The organism is Bacteroides sp. ET489 (assembly GCF_030518095.1).
GTDB lineage: Bacteria > Bacteroidota > Bacteroidia > Bacteroidales > Bacteroidaceae > Bacteroides > Bacteroides ndongoniae.
Map to the genome: position 1 here is coordinate 51,352 of NZ_JAULLJ010000016.1, position 17,906 is coordinate 69,257.

The following is a 17,906-nucleotide window of genomic DNA, read 5'->3' on the forward strand; positions in this document are numbered from 1 at the left end:
AATTTAATCCGCTATTTTTGCAGAGATTATCACCATTAATAGGTATTAATATGGAAAAAGCAAAAGTATATTATTCGGATTTGCGTACTTCTCCAACATCAAACCTGCTGGACAAAATGGAACGCCTATTGAAACGTGCCGGTATTGCGCAGCTTCCCTTAAAAGATAGCTTTACAGCTATCAAAATTCACTTTGGTGAACCTGGAAACCTGGCATATATACGTCCTAACTATGCTGCACGTATGGCAAACCTGCTTCGCCAACTGGGTGCAAAGCCTTTTCTGACCGACTGTAACACTTTATATAGCGGACGCCGTTCGAATGCAGTAGACCACTTACAAAGTGCCATGGAAAATGGATTCAATCCCATATCGGCACAATGTCAGGTTATTATAGGCGACGGTCTGAAAGGTACAGATTACCGTGAAATTCCTTTAAACGGTGAATACTGTCCTGCTCCCAAAATCGGTACAGCCATTGCCGATGCAGATGTGATCATCAGCATGAACCACTTCAAAGGACATGAACAGGCGGGCTTCGGCGGTGCACTGAAGAACCTGGGAATGGGATGTGCCAGTGTAGGCGGGAAACTGGAATTGCACGCAGCATCGCAACCCAAGATTAATACAAACAACTGCATCGGATGCAACATCTGTGTAAAACATTGTGCCCACGATGCCGTTCATCTGAATACGGACCGCAAAGCCGAAATAGACTATACAAAATGCGTCGGCTGTGGCCAATGTGTTGCCTTATGCCAACATGATGCTGCCGTCGTCAGCGATTGGGACACCTCGGAACGGTTGAACTACAAAATTGCAGAATATGCTTTGGCTGTGGTAAAAGACAAGCCACATTTTCATATCAGTTTCATTATGAACGTATCACCCGAGTGTGACTGCTGGAACCATAATGATGCTGCTATCATCCCCGATCTTGGAATGCTGGCTTCGGCCGACCCTGTCGCATTGGACAAAGCTTGCGCCGACATGGTCATAGCCACTCCCATCCTACACGGCAACAACGTATTGGGCGAGAAGCACGAACACGAGGACCTGTGCGGATGCGACAAATTCCATATAATACATCCCGATACCGACTGGTTAGCAGGACTTCGCCACGCCGAGAAAATCGATTTGGGAACAATGGAATACGAACTTATCAAAATATAAATCTTAATATCACACCGAAATATGGAAACAAATGCAAGATTTTACTCATTGTCTTTCGGAAACATAAAGACATACTTGTTTGCCTTCTTATTTATAGCAGGCAACATCCTTCTGCCACAGCTCTGCCATCTTATTCCAGCTGGTGGACCGACATTACTGCCAATCTACTTCTTTACTCTGATTGCAGCTTATAAATACGGATTCCGGGTAGGTTTGCTGACAGCGTTGCTTTCACCTGTCATTAACCACCTGCTTTTTGGCATGCCCGCAACTTCCGTACTCCTCCCTATTCTGATCAAATCAACATTGCTGGCAGGCGCTGCCGCCATAACCGCCCATTATACACAAAAAGCAACTATTGCGACCCTGCTTATCGTTGTTCTGGCTTATCAGTTCATCGGTACTGGTTTTGAATGGGCTTTGTGCGGAGATTTTTACCTCGCTATTCAGGACTTTCGTATGGGAATCCCAGGAATGCTGATACAATGGTGGGGAGGTTTTCTGCTGCTGAAAGCCCTCAGAAATCTCTGATAAATCCATCACGATATAGACCGGAACATGATCGGATGAGAATCCTTTCATGTTCCGTTTTTTTATATCTGCCAACCTTCGGATAAGTTTCCCCCTATAAAAAGCATATCTTTGCCCAAAATATTTCCATTCTTATACGTTATTCAAACAAGAAAATCATTAAATTCGTGCCGAATAAATGATACAAATCCCGAAAAATGGAAATTATAACAAATAACTGGTCTACGAAAAAATATGCTGTAGGATTTGCTTTAAGCGGTGGATTCATCAAAGGATTTGCACATTTGGGAGTCATGCAGGCATTACTGGAACATGACATTCATCCTAACATTATATCAGGAACCAGTGCCGGAGCATTAGCCGGTGTCTTCTATGCTGATGGGAACGAACCCCATAAAGTCCTTGACTACTTTGCCGGACACAAATTTCAGGACCTGACAAAATTAGTGATACCCAAAGTAGGACTGTTCGAGTTGGACGAGTTTATCGACTTTTTACGAAGCAACCTGAAAGCCAAGAAACTGGAACAACTGCAAATTCCCCTTATCATAACAGCAACCGATCTAGACCATGGCCGTATCGTACATTTCCACAAAGGCGACATAGCAGAACGGGTGGCCGCCTCCTGCTGTATGCCGGTACTGTTCTCTCCAGTAAAAATAGAAGGAACATATTATGTAGACGGTGGTTTAATGATGAACCTGCCAGTTTCCACGATTCGCCGGATCTGTGAAAAAGTAGTCGCAGTAAATGTCAGCCCGCTCATGGCTACCAAATACAAAATGAATATTGTAAGCATAGCTTTGCGTTCTTACAATTTCATGTTCCGTTCCAATTCATTCCCTGAACGGGAAAAAGCCGACCTGCTGATAGAGCCTTATAACTTGGCAGGATACAGCAATACAGAATTGGAAAAAGCAGAAGAAATATTCATGCAGGGCTATAATACAGCCAATGAAATACTGGCACAAGCATTGTCCGAGAAAGGAAGTGTCTGGAAAACCTAAAAGCTAAAGTATACTTCCGACTCTAAATCTAATTCATATAGTATCAATCTTCAATCAAACATAATAAAATGAAGGATAATCATAATAAGCCAATCATCTATCAAGTTTTCACACGTCTGTTTGGAAACAATAATAATCATTGTATCTACAATGGAAATATCACAGAAAACGGATGCGGTAAAATGGCGGACTTTACCATAAAAGCCTTAAACGAAATAAAAAAACTAGGAGCAACCCATATATGGTATACAGGCATCATAGAACATGCAACCCAAACCGATTATCGTCGTTACAACATCCGGCCTGACCATCCGGCATTTGTTAAAGGAAAAGCTGGTTCGCCGTATGCCATCAAAGACTACTACGATGTAGATCCGGACTTAGCCAAAGATATTCCCGGACGAATGAAAGAATTCGAGAACCTTGTATTGCGCACACACAGATGTGACTTAAAGGTTATCATCGACTTTGTACCCAATCATGTAGCACGCCAGTATCATTCGGACAGCCAGCCCGACGGAACAGCCCAATTAGGAGCCAATGATGATCCGGCTTATGCTTTCAGCCCCTATAATAATTTTTATTATATACCGAACTCTGAGCTCCATGCCCAATTTGACATGAAAGGAGCTGCTGCCGAAGCATATAAAGAATACCCGGCCAAAGCAACAGGCAATAACCGTTTCGATGCTTATCCGAACATCAATGACTGGTATGAAACCGTAAAACTGAACTATGGTATAGATTATCAGAATGGGAACACTCCTCATTTTAATCCGATTCCGGATACCTGGACTAAGATGTTGGATATCCTATTATTCTGGGCTGGTAAAAATATCGATGGTTTCCGTTGCGATATGGCAGAAATGGTGCCTGTAGAGTTTTGGGAATGGGCCATACCTCAAGTAAAAGCACAATATCCATCGATCCTATTCATTGCCGAAGTTTATAATCCTGCCGAATACAAGAATTATCTGTTCCGTGGAAAATTCGATTATTTATACGATAAAGTCGGACTATATGATACATTGCGCTCCATCATTTGCAATAATGGATCGGCAACTGCCATCACTCATGCATGGCAAAATCTGGGAGGAATCGAAAAGCGCATGCTCAACTTCCTGGAAAATCATGACGAACAACGAATAGCCTCCGATTTTTTTGCCGGCAATCCATTCAAAGCGATCCCAGGCTTAATCGTATCGGCCTGCATGAATACCAACCCCATGATGATTTACTTTGGACAAGAATTTGGAGAACCCGGTATGGATAACGAAGGCTTCAGTGGACGCGATGGCCGGACAACTATCTTCGACTATTGGAGTATAGATACAATACGACGCTGGCGTAACGGAGGAAAATTCGACGGCAATATGCTTACAGATGAACAAAAAGCCTTGTATTCCATTTATCAGCGTGTCTTGACTCTTTGCAATGAAGAAAAAGCAATCTCACAAGGAGACTTCTTCGACTTGATGTATGCTAACATAAACGGTTGGCGTTTTAATGAGCACAGACAATATGCTTTCTTGCGCAAATATGAAAACGAATTGCTTATCATTGTTGTCAATTTCGATCATATGTCCATGGATCTTGCCATCAACATACCGACACATGCCTTCAATTTTCTGCAGATACCACAAAATCCCCAATATCGTGCAAAAGATTTAATTAGTGGAGAAGAAGAAGACATCAGCCTGCTGCCCTATAAGGCTACAGATATTTCAGTAAAAGGATACAGTGGAAAAATACTGAAAATCGTATTGTAATCAGATATAAAAAAATACAATGTATAGAAACGAGTTATGAACGATCCCCATATATTAGGAACTGAACGCATAGGCAAACTGCTTCTGCAATACTCTATCCCTGCCATTATCGGTATGACCATCACCTCGCTGTATAATATCATCGACAGCATTTTTATAGGTCATGGTGTAGGAGCCATGGGTATTGCTGGCCTTGCCATTACTTTTCCACTTATGAATCTCGTTGTAGCGTTCTGTACATTGGTATCAGCCGGAGGGGCTACCATCTCATCCATCCGTTTAGGACAACAAGACCTGAAAGGCGCTAATGAAATTGCAGCTACCACACTGACACTTTGCCTGATAAACTCTATCCTTTTCGGAAGCATATCTTTGCTTTTTCTGGATGAGATACTTCTATTTTTCGGAGCCAGCAATGACACTCTGCCTTATGCCCGTGATTTTATGCAAGTTATTCTGCTAGGAACACCTATTTCTTACACCATGATCGGGCTGAATAATATCATGCGTGCTACCGGTTATCCACGTAAAGCCATGCTGACCTCACTGGTAACAGTGATATGCAATGTGGTTCTGGCTCCTATATTCATTTTCCACTTCGAATGAGGAATCCGTGGAGCAGCAACAGCTACCATAATTTCCCAGTTTATCGGAATGGTTTGGGTTCTGCAACACTTTATTCAAAAAACAAGTGTAGTGCAGTTGCATCGTGGATTCTGGAAAATCAAGAAACGCATTATCGGCAATATTTTCTCTATCGGAATGTCGCCATTTCTAATGAATGTAACAGCCTGTGCCATTGTCATTATAGTAAACAACAGTCTGCAACGCTATGGAGGAGATATGGCAATCGGTGCATATGGCATCATCAACCGCCTGTTAGTGCTTTATGTCATGATTGTATTAGGACTGACAATGGGTATGCAACCCATCGTAGGATATAATTTCGGAGCACTGAAACACGAACGGGTAAAAGCGACTTTGAAATTAAGTATCCTGACTGGGGTATGTATCACAAGTTCCGGGTTCATCATCTGTGAATTGTTTCCTCATGCCGTTTCGGCTGTTTTCACCAGTGACGAGCATCTCATCGACATGGCTTCGCACGGAGTACGCATTTGCATAGCCATATTTCCATTTGTAGGTGCACAAATTGTCATAGGTAACTTCTTTCAAAGTATCGGCATGGCCAAAATCAGCATATTTCTCTCTCTAACCAGACAATTATTATATCTATTGCCTGGTCTGATATTCTTCCCCCGATTTTTAGGATTGGATGGAGTATGGACCAGCATGCCTGTATCCGACTTTTTTGCATTTGTCACTGCTGTAATTGCACTTTGGATTTATATCAAGAAAGTGGAGAAGAAATACCCTTCGTCTGTGCAAAGTTAGCAGTTTACTCTCATTTTAATAATAACCATGTTTCTGTAAAAAAGCATCTGTATACTTCCTTATTTCATAAAAGACGGAAGTCAACGGCTCACGATATAAGAAGAGTGGATGTCCCAGATCTTCAAACAAATGCAATTCGCAATCTATCCCCAAAGAATCTATCTTCGCTTTGTACGCTTCACACGTTTCTACAGGGACATACTGATCTTTAGTTCCTACCAAGAGCAAAGTTGGCGGAGTCTTGGAATTAATATTATGCAGAGGAGAGATCTTCTGATAATTATCTTTCATCAATTTAGGTCCATATCCTTGCGGACTATTATCAATAACCGGATAATACAACAATAATAAATCCGGGATATATGATTCTGTATCTCCCTCGGAGATATTAGATACAGTCCCCAAAGCCGCAGCCAATTGCCCACCAGCAGACGCTCCTGCGGCCACAATTCTTGTAGAATCAACATGCAGTTCCTATGCATGTTTCTTTATCCAACGGATAGCATCTTTAGCATCATCAAAACTGTGGAAAGGAGTCGTATGGTGCAAAAAATTAATTCTATAGTCCACAGCTATTGCCACATATCCTTTTGAAGCATAATAAGAACATTCCCTATAAAATTGCAAAGGAGTGCCATAGCTCCATCCTCCTCCAAAGAAAAATACAATGGCAGGCTTAACGGATGCAGTTTTCAACTTTCTATTCTCAAAAACATGAAGAGTCAAAGAATCACCCTCTGCAATTGCTTTATATGAATAGATTTGCGGAGTATAAGCTTTCGTCGTCTTATGCACTAACCGAGTAATACCGTCTGCCCAAACTTTTGCTTTTTCCCCAACCACACAAGTTTCGTTACTTTTATTATCAGAAAACTGCTTCTTATGAACGCTTTCAAACGTAATATTAGAGTCAACCCATAATATCCTATCATTTGAAGGCATTCCAGATGTCATCGGTAGCCCTGCAATATGTGACACATACTCACTTCCCAGCCCTGTTTTAGGCAGAATTATCTTAACATTTGAATTAGCCTGCAATATATCTGTAATTACCGAAGCCCAACTTTTAGAGTAATCACTCTTCAAAGTGTCATCGCATTTAACTATATCTAACAGAACAATATCAGGTTGATATTCGGCTACAAGTTTTTCCAGCCTTTCTGCCTTATTACAAGACTTCGAATCCTCAGACAATTGAGTATAATTCATCTTGCCTATCCTTTTATCTACAATATCAGGGCCGACAAACTTGAATTGAATATCTAGTATAAAAAGCTCCTTCCATAAAGAATATAAGAGTTTTTGATCCGCATGCTTGTCTACTGGTTCCCCATCTTTCATATACATTATAGAATAGTTTTTCGGATGATACAGTTCCCGACTCTCCACTACAACCGATGCGCTTGATGCGTATGAAGACATCAGAACAAAACTCAATAATAAGAATAAGATTTTCTTCATAGCCATGTGTTTTGGACAAAAATAAAAAATAAGATCTGTTTACCCTAGTGTTATTGCATAACAAAAACAGTATAAAATGATAATTAAAGTAGTGTTTCCCCCTTCAGGAAGCTATATTTTATTTATTTTCCCCCTCTCTGTTATGATTAGCGCACTCTTTGTTACTATTTATACCTATTTATAAAGGACTTATTTTCTTATCTTTGTATCAGCCTATAGAATTCTTTTATAATAATAAATAAACCATCTTACAACCATGAAAATAAAACTGTTTTCTTATTGCTTACTGACAGGACTACTACTAGACTCCTGCAACGACAAAGTCTTTCAACCTACCGAAAACGGAGTTATTGTCAGAATACAACAAAAGAACGAGAATCAGCCGCAATTGGTACGTCTCCAGGTTGTAGGCGAAAAACTTATTCATGTATCTGCTACTCCTCTGGGAAAATTCAGTAAAGAGAAAAGTCTGATCGCCATTCCTCCAGAAGAACAAGTTCCATTCACAGTTCTGCAATCAGGAGATACAATATCCGTTTCGACTCAAGAAGTCAAGGCCAGTGTGCTCAGCTCAACCGGCGAAGTATGGTTCACAGATAAAAACGGAAAATTAATCCTCCAGGAGAACAAGGGGGGAGGAAAACATTTTACACCAATAGAGATAGAAGGTCGTAAAGGTTACACGATCCGTCAAGTATTCGAGTCACCGGACAATGAGGCTTTTTACGGATTGGGACAACATCAATCCGAAGAATTCAATTACAAAGGAAAGAACGAAGAACTATTCCAATACAACACCAAAGTATCTGTACCATTTATTGTATCCAATAAAAATTATGGTATTCTGCTGGACAGTTACTCCCTATGCCGTTTCGGTAATCCAAATGATTATTCACAATTGGGAGAAGTGTTCAAGCTGTACGATAAAGATGGAAAAGAAGGCGCCCTGACCGGCACCTATATACCATCCGAACATTCGGGAAAAGAAACGTTGGTACGTCGTGAGCCTTCCTTGTACTTTGAGCATTTAAAGCGCGAAGACTTGTCGAAAGTCATAAACTTGCCAGAAGGATTTCCATTCATGGGTTCCAAAGTATGTTTCGAAGGAACAATTGAACCTTCGCAAAGTGGAGAATTCAAATTCATCTTATACTATGCCGGATACACTAAAGTCTACATCGACAACAAACTAGTCGTACCCGAACGTTGGCGTACAGCATGGAATCCCAACAGCTACAAATTCTCTGTAAACCTTACAGCAGGTAAGAAAGTTCCCTTGAAAGTAGAATGGGAACCAGACGGTTCTGTCTCTTACTCCGGTTTGCGGGTTTTAAGTCCGGTAGATCCTCATGAACAAGGTAAACAGTCCTGGTGGAGCGAAATGACTCAACAGCTCGATTACTATTTCATTGCCGGAAATGATATGGACGATGTCATCAGCGGCTATCGTACCCTAACGGGAAAAGCTCCCATCATGCCCAAATGGGCCATGGGTTACTGGCAGAGCAGGGAAAGATACAAAACTGCCGATGAGATGCTTACTGCCTTTAAGACGTTCCGCGAGCGCCGCATTCCTATCGACAACATTGTATTAGACTGGAATCACTGGCCGGAAAATGCATGGGGAAGTCATGAATTCGACAAGCAATTTTTCCCCGATCCCAAAGCAATGGTCGACTCTATCCATGCCATGAACGGGCGTATGATGATTTCCGTATGGCCTAAGTTCTACATTAATACCGAACATTATAAAGAATTCGATAAGAATGGATGGATTTATCAGCAGTCTGTAAAAGACAGTCTGAGAGACTGGGTAGGTCCCGGCTACCACTACGGCTTCTACGATGCCTACAATGCCGATGCACGTAAATTATTCTGGAAGCAAATGTACGAACATTATTATCCGCTCAATATCGATGCCTGGTGGATGGATGCCAGTGAGCCTAACATCAGAGATTGTACCGACATGCAATACCGCAAAGACTTATGCGGACCTACTGCCTTAGGGCCTTCTGCCGAATATTTCAATGCTTATGCACTGATGAATGCCGAAGCCATCTACAACGGCCAGCGTAGCGTAGACAACAATAAACGTGTGTTCCTGCTGACCCGTTCCGGATTTGCTGGTCTTCAGCGATATTCCACAGCTACCTGGAGTGGCGACATCGCAACCCGTTGGGAAGATATGAAAGCACAAATTACAGCCGGTTTAAACTTCTCTGTAAGTGGCATCCCCTATTGGACAATGGATATCGGAGGCTTTTGCGTAGAAAGCCGATATGTAAAAGGCCAAACGGAATGGAATAAAACCCAAAAAGAGAATGCAGATTATAAGGAATGGCGCGAACTCAATACACGCTGGTACCAATTCGGTGCTTTTTGTCCTCTGTTCCGTGCTCATGGCCAATATCCTTTCCGTGAAATCTGGGAAATTGCTCCCGAAGGACACCCTGCATATAATTCCGTTGTTTACTATACCAAACTCCGCTACAGGTTAATGCCCTACATTTACACCCTTGCTGGCATGACTTGGCTCAACGATTATACAATCATGCGCCCATTGGTGATGGACTTCGCTGCTGATGAAAATGTAAACAATATAGGCGACCAATTTATGTTCGGTCCTTCCATCATGGTCTCTCCTGTATACCAGTACGAAGCACGAAGCCGTGAAATTTATTTCCCCAAATCGTCCGACTGGTACGACTTCTATACCGGAGAATTGCAAAAAGGAGGAATAAGAAAGAATGTAGATGCCCCATACGAACGTATTCCTTTGTTTGTTCGTGCAGGTTCAATCATACCTTTTGGTCCCGAAATTCAATATACCGACGAGAAGAAAGCAGATTCCATCAAATTATATGTCTATCAGGGAGCCGATGCCTCATTTACGTTATACGAAGATGAAGGCACTAATTACAATTACGAAAAGAACAGATATGCCCTCATTCCTATGACATATGATGAGACAAGCCACCAGCTTATTATTGGTGAGCGAAAGGGAGAATTTGACGGAATGCTTCAGGAACGGACTTTCGAAATCATCCCGGTAAGCAAAAACAATCCCCAAGCATTCAATGACAAAGCCAAAGGGATCACCATCACATACAATGGTAGCTTACAGAAAATACAGCTTTAACCTAAACTGCAAAATATATAGTATATATAGTCATAAATACTTTGATCCGATATATATCATGTATAACACTTAAAAATAAAAAGAATATGAACAAGAAACAGTTTCTTATGATAGGCCTGCTTACCGTAACGTGTACCTGCCTGAAAGCTCAAAACGATGCACTGCCTGTATATCTGGATGAGAATCAACCGATAGAACTGAGAATCAAAGACGCACTCAGCCGTATGACGTTAGAAGAAAAAACACGTCTGAGTTACGCCCAAGGCAAGTTCAGCTCTCCCGGTTGCCCCCGCCTTGGTATCCCCGAATTATGGATGAGCGACGGCCCTCATGGAGTACGTGCGGAAGTCAACTGGAACGACTGGGGATATGCCGGATGGACCAGCGACAGCTGCACAGCCTTCCCAGCCCTCACCTGTCTGGCTGCCAGCTGGAACACAGAACTTGCAGGCAAGTACGGAAAAGCGATTGGTGAAGAAGCACGTTACCGCGAAAAGGATGTTTTGCTGGGCCCCGGTGTCAACATATACCGCACTCCTCTTAACGGACGTAATTTCGAATACATGGGCGAAGACCCGTATCTGGCTGCTGAAATGTGTGTTCCTTACATTCAGGGAGTACAATCCAACAAGGTAGCTGTATGCGTCAAGCACTATGCACTGAACAATCAGGAAGTATGGCGTGGCCATATCGACGTGCAAGTAAGTGACAGAGCTTTACGCGAGATTTATTTACCCGCTTTTCAGGCAGCCGTCCAGCGTGGACATGCATGGAGCATCATGGGATCTTACAACAAAGTGCGGGGCGTACATGCCACACACAACGAATTGCTGAATAACAAGATTCTGAAAGGAGAATGGGGCTTCGACGGTTGTGTCATTACCGACTGGGGAGCTGCTCACGATACTTATCAGGCTGCCATGTACGGTCTTGATATTGAAATGGGTTCCTATACAAACGGACTGACCTCGGAAGCAGAATTCGGTTACGATGATTACTATTTGGGAAAGAATTACCTGAAAATGATAAAAGAAGGTAAAATCCCTATGGAGGTTGTAAACGACAAAGCTGCACGTGTATTGCGTCTGATATTCCGTACCTCGATGAACAGTCAAAAGGGATTTGGTTCTATGAACAGCGAAGCACACGAACAGACTGCATACGAAATAGCCTCCGAAGGTATTGTTTTGCTGAAAAACCAGAGTTCGAAAAAGAAAGCAGCTCTATTGCCTATTGTTCCCGACAAATACAACCGCATTTTAGTGGTTGGAGACAATGCAACACGTAATCTGATGTTGGGAGGTGGTTCTTCCGAACTGAAAGTGAAAAGATTTGTATCGCCACTCGAAGGGCTCAAAAAACGATTGGGTAATCGCATAGAATATGCACAAGGCTATACAGCCGGACGTCCGATTTATGGAAATGCAGAAAACATACCGCAATCCGTTATGGATTCTTTACGAAACGATGCAATCGAAAAAGCTGCTAAAGCCGACTTGGTTATTTTCATTGGCGGACTGAACAAAAACCATTATCAGGACTGCGAAGGAGGCGATCGGCTCTCGTACGGATTACCGTTCGGACAGGACGAACTGATCGAGGGACTTGTCAAGGCTAATCCCAATGTCGTAGCAGTCATTGTCAGTGGAAATGCTGTAGAAATGCCATGGAACAACCAGGTTCCTTCCATTGTACAATCATGGTATCTGGGTTCAATCGGCGGAGACGCACTTGCCGATGTAATGATAGGTAAAGTTACTCCAAGCGGTAAACTGCCGTTTTCTTATCCGGTGAAGCTCGAAGACTGCCCGGCTCATCACTTCGGACAACTGAGTTACCTAGGTGATAGCATCAAGGAAGAATATAAAGAAGATATCCTCGTAGGCTACCGTTGGTACGACACCAAGAAAATAGCCCCCCTGTATCCTTTCGGTTATGGATTAAGCTATACGACATTCGATTATTCAAAACCTGCCGCTACATCCAAGACTCTGACGGCAACAGACTCTCTGCAAATATCCCTCAAAGTGCGGAATAGTGGAACAGTCATCGGAAAAGAGATCGTACAACTGTACATCGGTGATGAAAAATGCACGCTGCTCCGCCCCCAAAAAGAATTGAAAAAGTTCTGCAAAGTAGAATTGAATCCCGGAGAAGAAAAAGAAATAACTTTCTCTATCACACCCGACGATCTGAAATTCTTTGATGACCGACAACAGAAATGGACTGTCGAACCGGGAAAATTCAAGGCATATATTGCTGCTTCATCAGCAGACATACGCGGAACCGTACAATTTGAATATAAATAATCGGGAAAACTGCAAAAAAGCAACTAGAGATATGCATTCCTCACCAAAATATGCATATCTTTAAAGCCCACAAACAAACAGTTTTTTCAAACAAAATCATTAAACAAACATGAAAAGAAAAAGAATTGCACGATTCGGACTGACATTAGGATGCGTTTGCTTCCTGATGTCAGCATGCCAAACACAAACAGAAGCGTATAAAGACGCTTCATTATCACCTGAAGTACGGGCCGAAGACCTCATCGGCAGACTGAGCTTAGAAGAGAAAGTCTCGTTGATGCAAATGAACTCACCTGCCATTCCAAGACTTGGCATCAAAAAGTATGACTGGTGGAACGAGGCCTTACACGGCGTAGGAAGAGCAGGTACTGCTACCGTTTTTCCACAATGTATAGGTATGGCTGCCTCGTTCGACAACGAGTTGCTGTATGACGTATTTACCGCCGTATCCGACGAAGCACGTGCCAAGAATACTCAATTTGCTAAAAGTGGTGACTTGAAGCGTTATCAAGGACTAACGTTCTGGACTCCCAACGTCAACATCTTCCGAGACCCGCGATGGGGCCGAGGACAAGAAACTTACGGTGAGGATCCCTATCTGGCCGGCGAGATGGGTGTAAGTGTAGTACGTGGCCTGCAAGGTCCCGACACTACCCGATACGATAAATTACATGCCTGTGCCAAACACTTTGCCGTGCATAGTGGTCCTGAATGGAACAGACATGTATTCAATGCCGAAAATATTGCTCCCCGCGACCTGTGGGAAACCTACCTGCCGGCTTTTAAAAGACTGGTTACCGAAGCCGGAGTAAAAGAAGTGATGTGTGCCTACAACCGCTACGAAGGCGAACCATGTTGCGGAAGCAATCGTCTGCTGCAACAGATTCTGCGTGACGAATGGGGATTCGACGGCATCATCCTGTCCGACTGCTGGGCCATAGCCGACTTCTATACCGAGGGAAACCACAACACTGAGCCCGATGCTCAACATGCCAGTGCCAAAGCTGTACGTACAGGAACTGACCTGGAATGCGGAGCAAGCTACGGCTCTCTGGTCGATGCTGTAAAAGAAGGACTGATAGACGAAAAGACGATAGACAAGTCACTCAAGCGTGTGCTGACTGCCCGCTTCGAACTGGGCGAAATGGACGAAGATGTTTCCTGGAAAAGCATTCCATACAGCGTAGTCGATTGCCAGGAACATCGCGACCTTGCCTTGAAGATGGCCGAAGAAAGCCTCGTATTGTTGCAGAACAAAAACAATCTGCTGCCTTTAGACAAACAAACGAAAGTGGCCGTTATGGGTCCCAATGCCAACGACTCCGTGATGCAATGGGGCAATTACAACGGATTCCCCAGCCACACAATCACGTTACTTAAAGGTTTACAGCAAATGTTACCCGAATCGCAGATTATCTACGAACCCGGATGCGACCATACTTCTGAAGTCACCCTGCTCAACCTCTTCGACCGATGTAGCAGCAACGGACAAAAAGGTTTCCGTGCCATGTACTGGAACAAGCAGAAACCCGACAGTATTCCCGAAGTTACGGCACATGTTGGTACACCTTTCCGTTTCACCACGGCAGGAGCTACCGTGTTTGCTCCCGGAGTAAACCTCGGTGATTTTTCGGCTATCTACGAAGCCACTTTCCGTCCGGACAAAACCGAAGAAATCGCATTCAGTTTCCAGACACAAGGACATGTACGTCTCTACGTCGATGGCAAAGAAGTGGCTTCGGGATTAAACATGAAAAGTGCACGTGCCTATGCCATGCCCGTCGAGGCTGGAAAAGAATACCAGATCAAAGTGGCTTACGTAGCTACCGAAGGTGACTGCGCATCGCTCAACTTCGACCTGGGACGTGAAATTCCTCTTAATCTTTCAGCCTCTGTCAATCGGGTAAAAGATGCCGATGTCATCATCTTCGCCGGTGGTATCTCTCCTCAGCTCGAAGGAGAGGAAATGCCCGTTAAGATCCGTGGATTCCGTGGCGGCGACCGTGAGACCATCGAGCTTCCTTCGATACAGACAGCCTTGCTGAAAGCGCTTAAGAAAGCTGGCAAAAAAATCGTATTCGTCAACTTCTCGGGTTCGGCAATGGCATTGACTCAAGAAACTGAACTGTGCGATGCCATGTTACAGGCATGGTATCCGGGCCAAGCCGGTGGAGAAGCTATTGCCAAGACATTGTTTGGTGAGTACAATCCGGCCGGCAGACTGCCACTTACTTTCTACAGAAGTACCAGTCAACTTCCCGACTTTGAGGATTATTCACTGAAAGGACGTACTTACCGCTATTTCAAAGGTACTCCCCTCTTCCACTTCGGACATGGGTTAAGCTATACCAACTTTGAATATGGCAATGCCCGACTAAGCGCTTCCTCCATCAAAGCCGGCGAAACGCTTACTGTCACCATCCCCGTAAGCAACATCGGTGCACGCGACGGCGAAGAAGTAGTACAAGTTTATCTGAGACGTCCTGGCGATAAAGAAGGTCCTTCGCATGCCTTGCGCGGATTCAAACGCGTAGCCATAGCCAAAGGCAATACAACCGATGTAGAAATAGCATTGTCGCCCGAAGATTTCGAATGGTTCGACACAGAGACAAACACCATGCGACAGTTGGAAGGTGAATACGAAATTCTATATGGTGGCACATCAGATGTCAACAAGCTGAAAAAGACAAGCATAACGATAGAATAAGTTTCTCTAACCGTTAAGAACAATAAAGCTGAAATCTATCCTACAGCATAATAGCCGTCAGATAGATTTCAGCTTTTTTTCTGACTATACAATCCCCCAACACACCGCATTAATTCATCTATAAAGACCAGCCAAACTCCAAGCAACTTACCTGATGTCCTAAAGTCCCTCTTTACGAAGCTAAACACCTTCTTTACGAAGCCAAACACCCTCTTTAGAGATAGCAAATACCGTATTTATACTAACTGTATTTCTCCCAAGTTAGGGAGTGTTTTTTTCCCAGTTAGGAAAAAAAAATTTCCCAGTTAGAAAAAAATTATTTCCTAACTGGGAAAAAATTATAGCCTGCCAGACAAAAATAATTTGGTGTCCGAACAATATGTTTTCCTAAAGTTTCTGGATCCTCATTGCCACTCCTCCACCGGAAGCCATGTCATACTTCAATACCATATCAGAGGTGACAGTGATTTCAGTCTTCCGGTAATCGGTGGCATTCCTGTCCGCATTGATTCCGTCAGTAAAAACAGTTGCTTTATACGTACCAGCAGGGAGGAAACTGAAATCGATGGTAATGGTCCGCTTATCCCAGTTCGTCAAAGCACCTACAAACCATTCATCGCCTTTGCGCTTTGCGACAGAAAGATATTTCCCGACTTTCGACTGCAAAGGAACATATTCATCGAACACCGTAGGCACAGACGCTATAAAACGTGTACAATCGACATTCCGTTCGTAGAAAGTAGGAGAATCGCACAACATCTGCAAAGGAGAATCGAACACAACGTAAGAGGCCAGCTGATGTACACGGGTACCCATCGACATGGGTTGCTGTGTGACTGGTCGGAAAACATACCTGGATGCATTGTTCATAGCTCCTGGTGTGTAATCCACAGGACCAGCTGCCATACGGATAAAAGGCATCGTCACATCGTAGGCTGGCATATCGTAATTGTGCCATTTGCAGTTTTCCAGTCCACGAACACCCTCAAAACTCAAGACGTTGGGATAGCAGACATTCAGACCTGATGATTTGAACATGCCATGCAGATCCAGCACCAGATGATGCTTTGCCGCTTTCTTGGCCAACTCATAACAGAACTTCACCATAGGCTGATCGTCGCGGTCGAAGAAATCGATTTTAAATCCCTTAACTCCCATCTAGGCATAATGTTCCAGATAGTAATCTGTATTCTTCACGAAGCCCAGATAGGAAGCCCACAAAATGATTCCCACATTCTTTTCGTCCGCATAGCGAATCAATTCAACCAAGTCAAGATTCGGATTGAGCTCGCTCATATCTTTGGCGTTCTTGCTCCACCCTTCGTCCACTACCAGATATTCCAGTCCGTAACGGGAAGCAAAATCAACGTAATGCTTATAAGTCTGCGTATTACAACCAGCCTTGAAATCCACCCCTGTTATATTCCAATCGTTCCACCAGTCCCAAGCAGCCTTGCCGGGTTTAATCCAACTCGTGTCGTCCAACTGACATTCACCACCCAATTCGTATACAAGGTCAGAACCGAGCAATTGCGAATCATCGGTAGATACTGCCACAATGCGCCAAGGCAAGCACTGACCTGGAGATAGCTGCGCGATATAATCGGCTCTGGTCTGGGGCATTTCGTTCAACTGATTAAATCCACCAACATAGAAATCAAGTGGGTATCGTGCAAAGTCGGCTTCCACACCATAATTTGCCTGTTCGGCTTTTTTCAGAAACATACCCGGATAATCTTTCAGTCCGGACTCACCAATCAAGGCCTTGCGGTTTCCATCCAGACAAACCAACAACGGAGACAATGAAAGGGAATCTGCCTTCAGCGAGCTGAAGGGTAGAAAAGAATACAATGACTCGAATGCCGAACAATACTGATCGGACGCATCACGCAGATCGCAAACATAGGGAACCTGACAGGAATAGTCTTTGTCAAATACAAATTCGGCAACCTCATCGCTCAATATTACACTGTCCTCCGAATTGACAAAGCGGTAAGCGGCTCCCTGATTATACGCCCTGATCTGCAACCGGATATTATTCCTGAATGTCAGTTCGGTTTCACGATATTCGCTTTGCCAGCTACTTCTTTTATAAAAAGAAGATTGCCGAGTGACACAGACTTCTTTGTTTCGGACTTTCTTTACCCATAATCCAGCTTCTGACTCCTCTTGAAATTTAAGCCCCAAGCGCGATGGCTGCAATACGGCAGCATCTGCGTAAGCAACTTCCCATGTCAGAAAGCCATCATCTGCATGAAGAACAACACGCAACTTTCCGTCTGGTGAACATAGAGAATACTTCTTTGCAAACAAATTCAAAGACGCAAACGACAATAACAAACAAAATCCGATCAGCTTATACATAAGTTATATTTTTTATAAGAAAGTAAAACCTCTCACTCCGATTTACAACAAC

The 17,906-nt window shown here is 43.5% G+C and carries 10 protein-coding genes and 2 pseudogenes; 8 read left to right on the plus strand and 4 right to left on the minus strand.

Annotation, left to right across the window (positions count from 1 at the left end; genetic code table 11):
- Positions 1-50: 50 nt before the first annotated feature.
- The 5 genes and pseudogenes from Q3C19_RS10550 to Q3C19_RS10570 all read left to right on the plus strand — a co-directional run bounded on the left by Q3C19_RS10550 (position 51) and on the right by Q3C19_RS10570 (position 5,874).
- Positions 51-1,172 carry a DUF362 domain-containing protein gene (locus Q3C19_RS10550; RefSeq protein WP_302729169.1) on the plus strand — a complete coding sequence of 374 codons (1,122 nt, stop codon included), beginning with the start codon at positions 51-53 and terminating at the stop codon, positions 1,170-1,172.
- 21 nt (positions 1,173-1,193) lie between these two features.
- Positions 1,194-1,703 carry an ECF transporter S component gene (locus Q3C19_RS10555; protein WP_302729171.1) on the plus strand — a complete coding sequence of 170 codons (510 nt, stop codon included), beginning with the start codon at positions 1,194-1,196 and terminating at the stop codon, positions 1,701-1,703.
- Positions 1,704-1,900: 197 nt separating this feature from the next.
- Positions 1,901-2,710 carry a patatin-like phospholipase family protein gene (locus Q3C19_RS10560; protein WP_022163320.1) on the plus strand — a complete coding sequence of 270 codons (810 nt, stop codon included), beginning with the start codon at positions 1,901-1,903 and terminating at the stop codon, positions 2,708-2,710.
- 68 nt (positions 2,711-2,778) lie between these two features.
- Positions 2,779-4,479, plus strand: a complete 1,701-nt coding sequence (locus tag Q3C19_RS10565; protein WP_287641049.1) for an alpha-amylase family protein — start codon at positions 2,779-2,781, stop codon at positions 4,477-4,479.
- 36 nt (positions 4,480-4,515) lie between these two features.
- Positions 4,516-5,874: pseudogene (locus Q3C19_RS10570) on the plus strand (MATE family efflux transporter).
- Between the two features lie 15 nt (positions 5,875-5,889).
- Here Q3C19_RS10570 and Q3C19_RS10575 read toward each other — a convergent pair.
- A complete protein-coding gene (locus Q3C19_RS10575) occupies positions 5,890-6,345 on the minus strand; it encodes an alpha/beta hydrolase (RefSeq protein ID WP_302729205.1) in 456 nt (151 codons plus the stop codon).
- A gap of 3 nt (positions 6,346-6,348) precedes the next feature.
- Complete coding sequence (locus tag Q3C19_RS10580; protein ID WP_302729174.1) at positions 6,349-7,335, minus strand: alpha/beta hydrolase; 987 nt, start codon at positions 7,333-7,335, stop codon at positions 6,349-6,351.
- A gap of 256 nt (positions 7,336-7,591) precedes the next feature.
- Between Q3C19_RS10580 and Q3C19_RS10585 the strand changes: the two genes are divergently transcribed.
- From Q3C19_RS10585 to xyl3A, 3 genes are all read left to right on the plus strand, one after another.
- The gene (locus Q3C19_RS10585) at positions 7,592-10,474 is read left to right on the plus strand and encodes a TIM-barrel domain-containing protein (RefSeq protein ID WP_277121244.1); all 2,883 of its coding nucleotides are present in this window, start codon (positions 7,592-7,594) and stop codon (positions 10,472-10,474) included.
- 107 nt (positions 10,475-10,581) lie between these two features.
- Positions 10,582-12,783 (plus strand): glycoside hydrolase family 3 C-terminal domain-containing protein, encoded by a 2,202-nt coding sequence (locus Q3C19_RS10590; RefSeq protein WP_302729207.1) that lies wholly within the window; start codon positions 10,582-10,584, stop codon positions 12,781-12,783.
- A gap of 166 nt (positions 12,784-12,949) precedes the next feature.
- Positions 12,950-15,490, plus strand: coding sequence for a xylan 1,4-beta-xylosidase (gene xyl3A, locus Q3C19_RS10595; RefSeq protein WP_277121271.1), 2,541 nt, complete (start codon positions 12,950-12,952; stop codon positions 15,488-15,490).
- A 387-nt stretch (positions 15,491-15,877) separates the two neighbouring features.
- Here the strand turns inward: xyl3A and Q3C19_RS10600 are convergent, their stop codons facing one another.
- Both Q3C19_RS10600 and Q3C19_RS10605 read right to left on the minus strand, forming a co-directional pair.
- The gene (locus Q3C19_RS10600) at positions 15,878-16,186 is read right to left on the minus strand and encodes a glycoside hydrolase family 97 C-terminal domain-containing protein (RefSeq protein ID WP_302729209.1); all 309 of its coding nucleotides are present in this window, start codon (positions 16,184-16,186) and stop codon (positions 15,878-15,880) included.
- A 6-nt stretch (positions 16,187-16,192) separates the two neighbouring features.
- A pseudogene (locus Q3C19_RS10605) lies at positions 16,193-17,854 on the minus strand (glycoside hydrolase family 97 catalytic domain-containing protein); the annotation flags it as partial.
- Between the last annotated feature and the right edge of the window lie 52 nt (positions 17,855-17,906).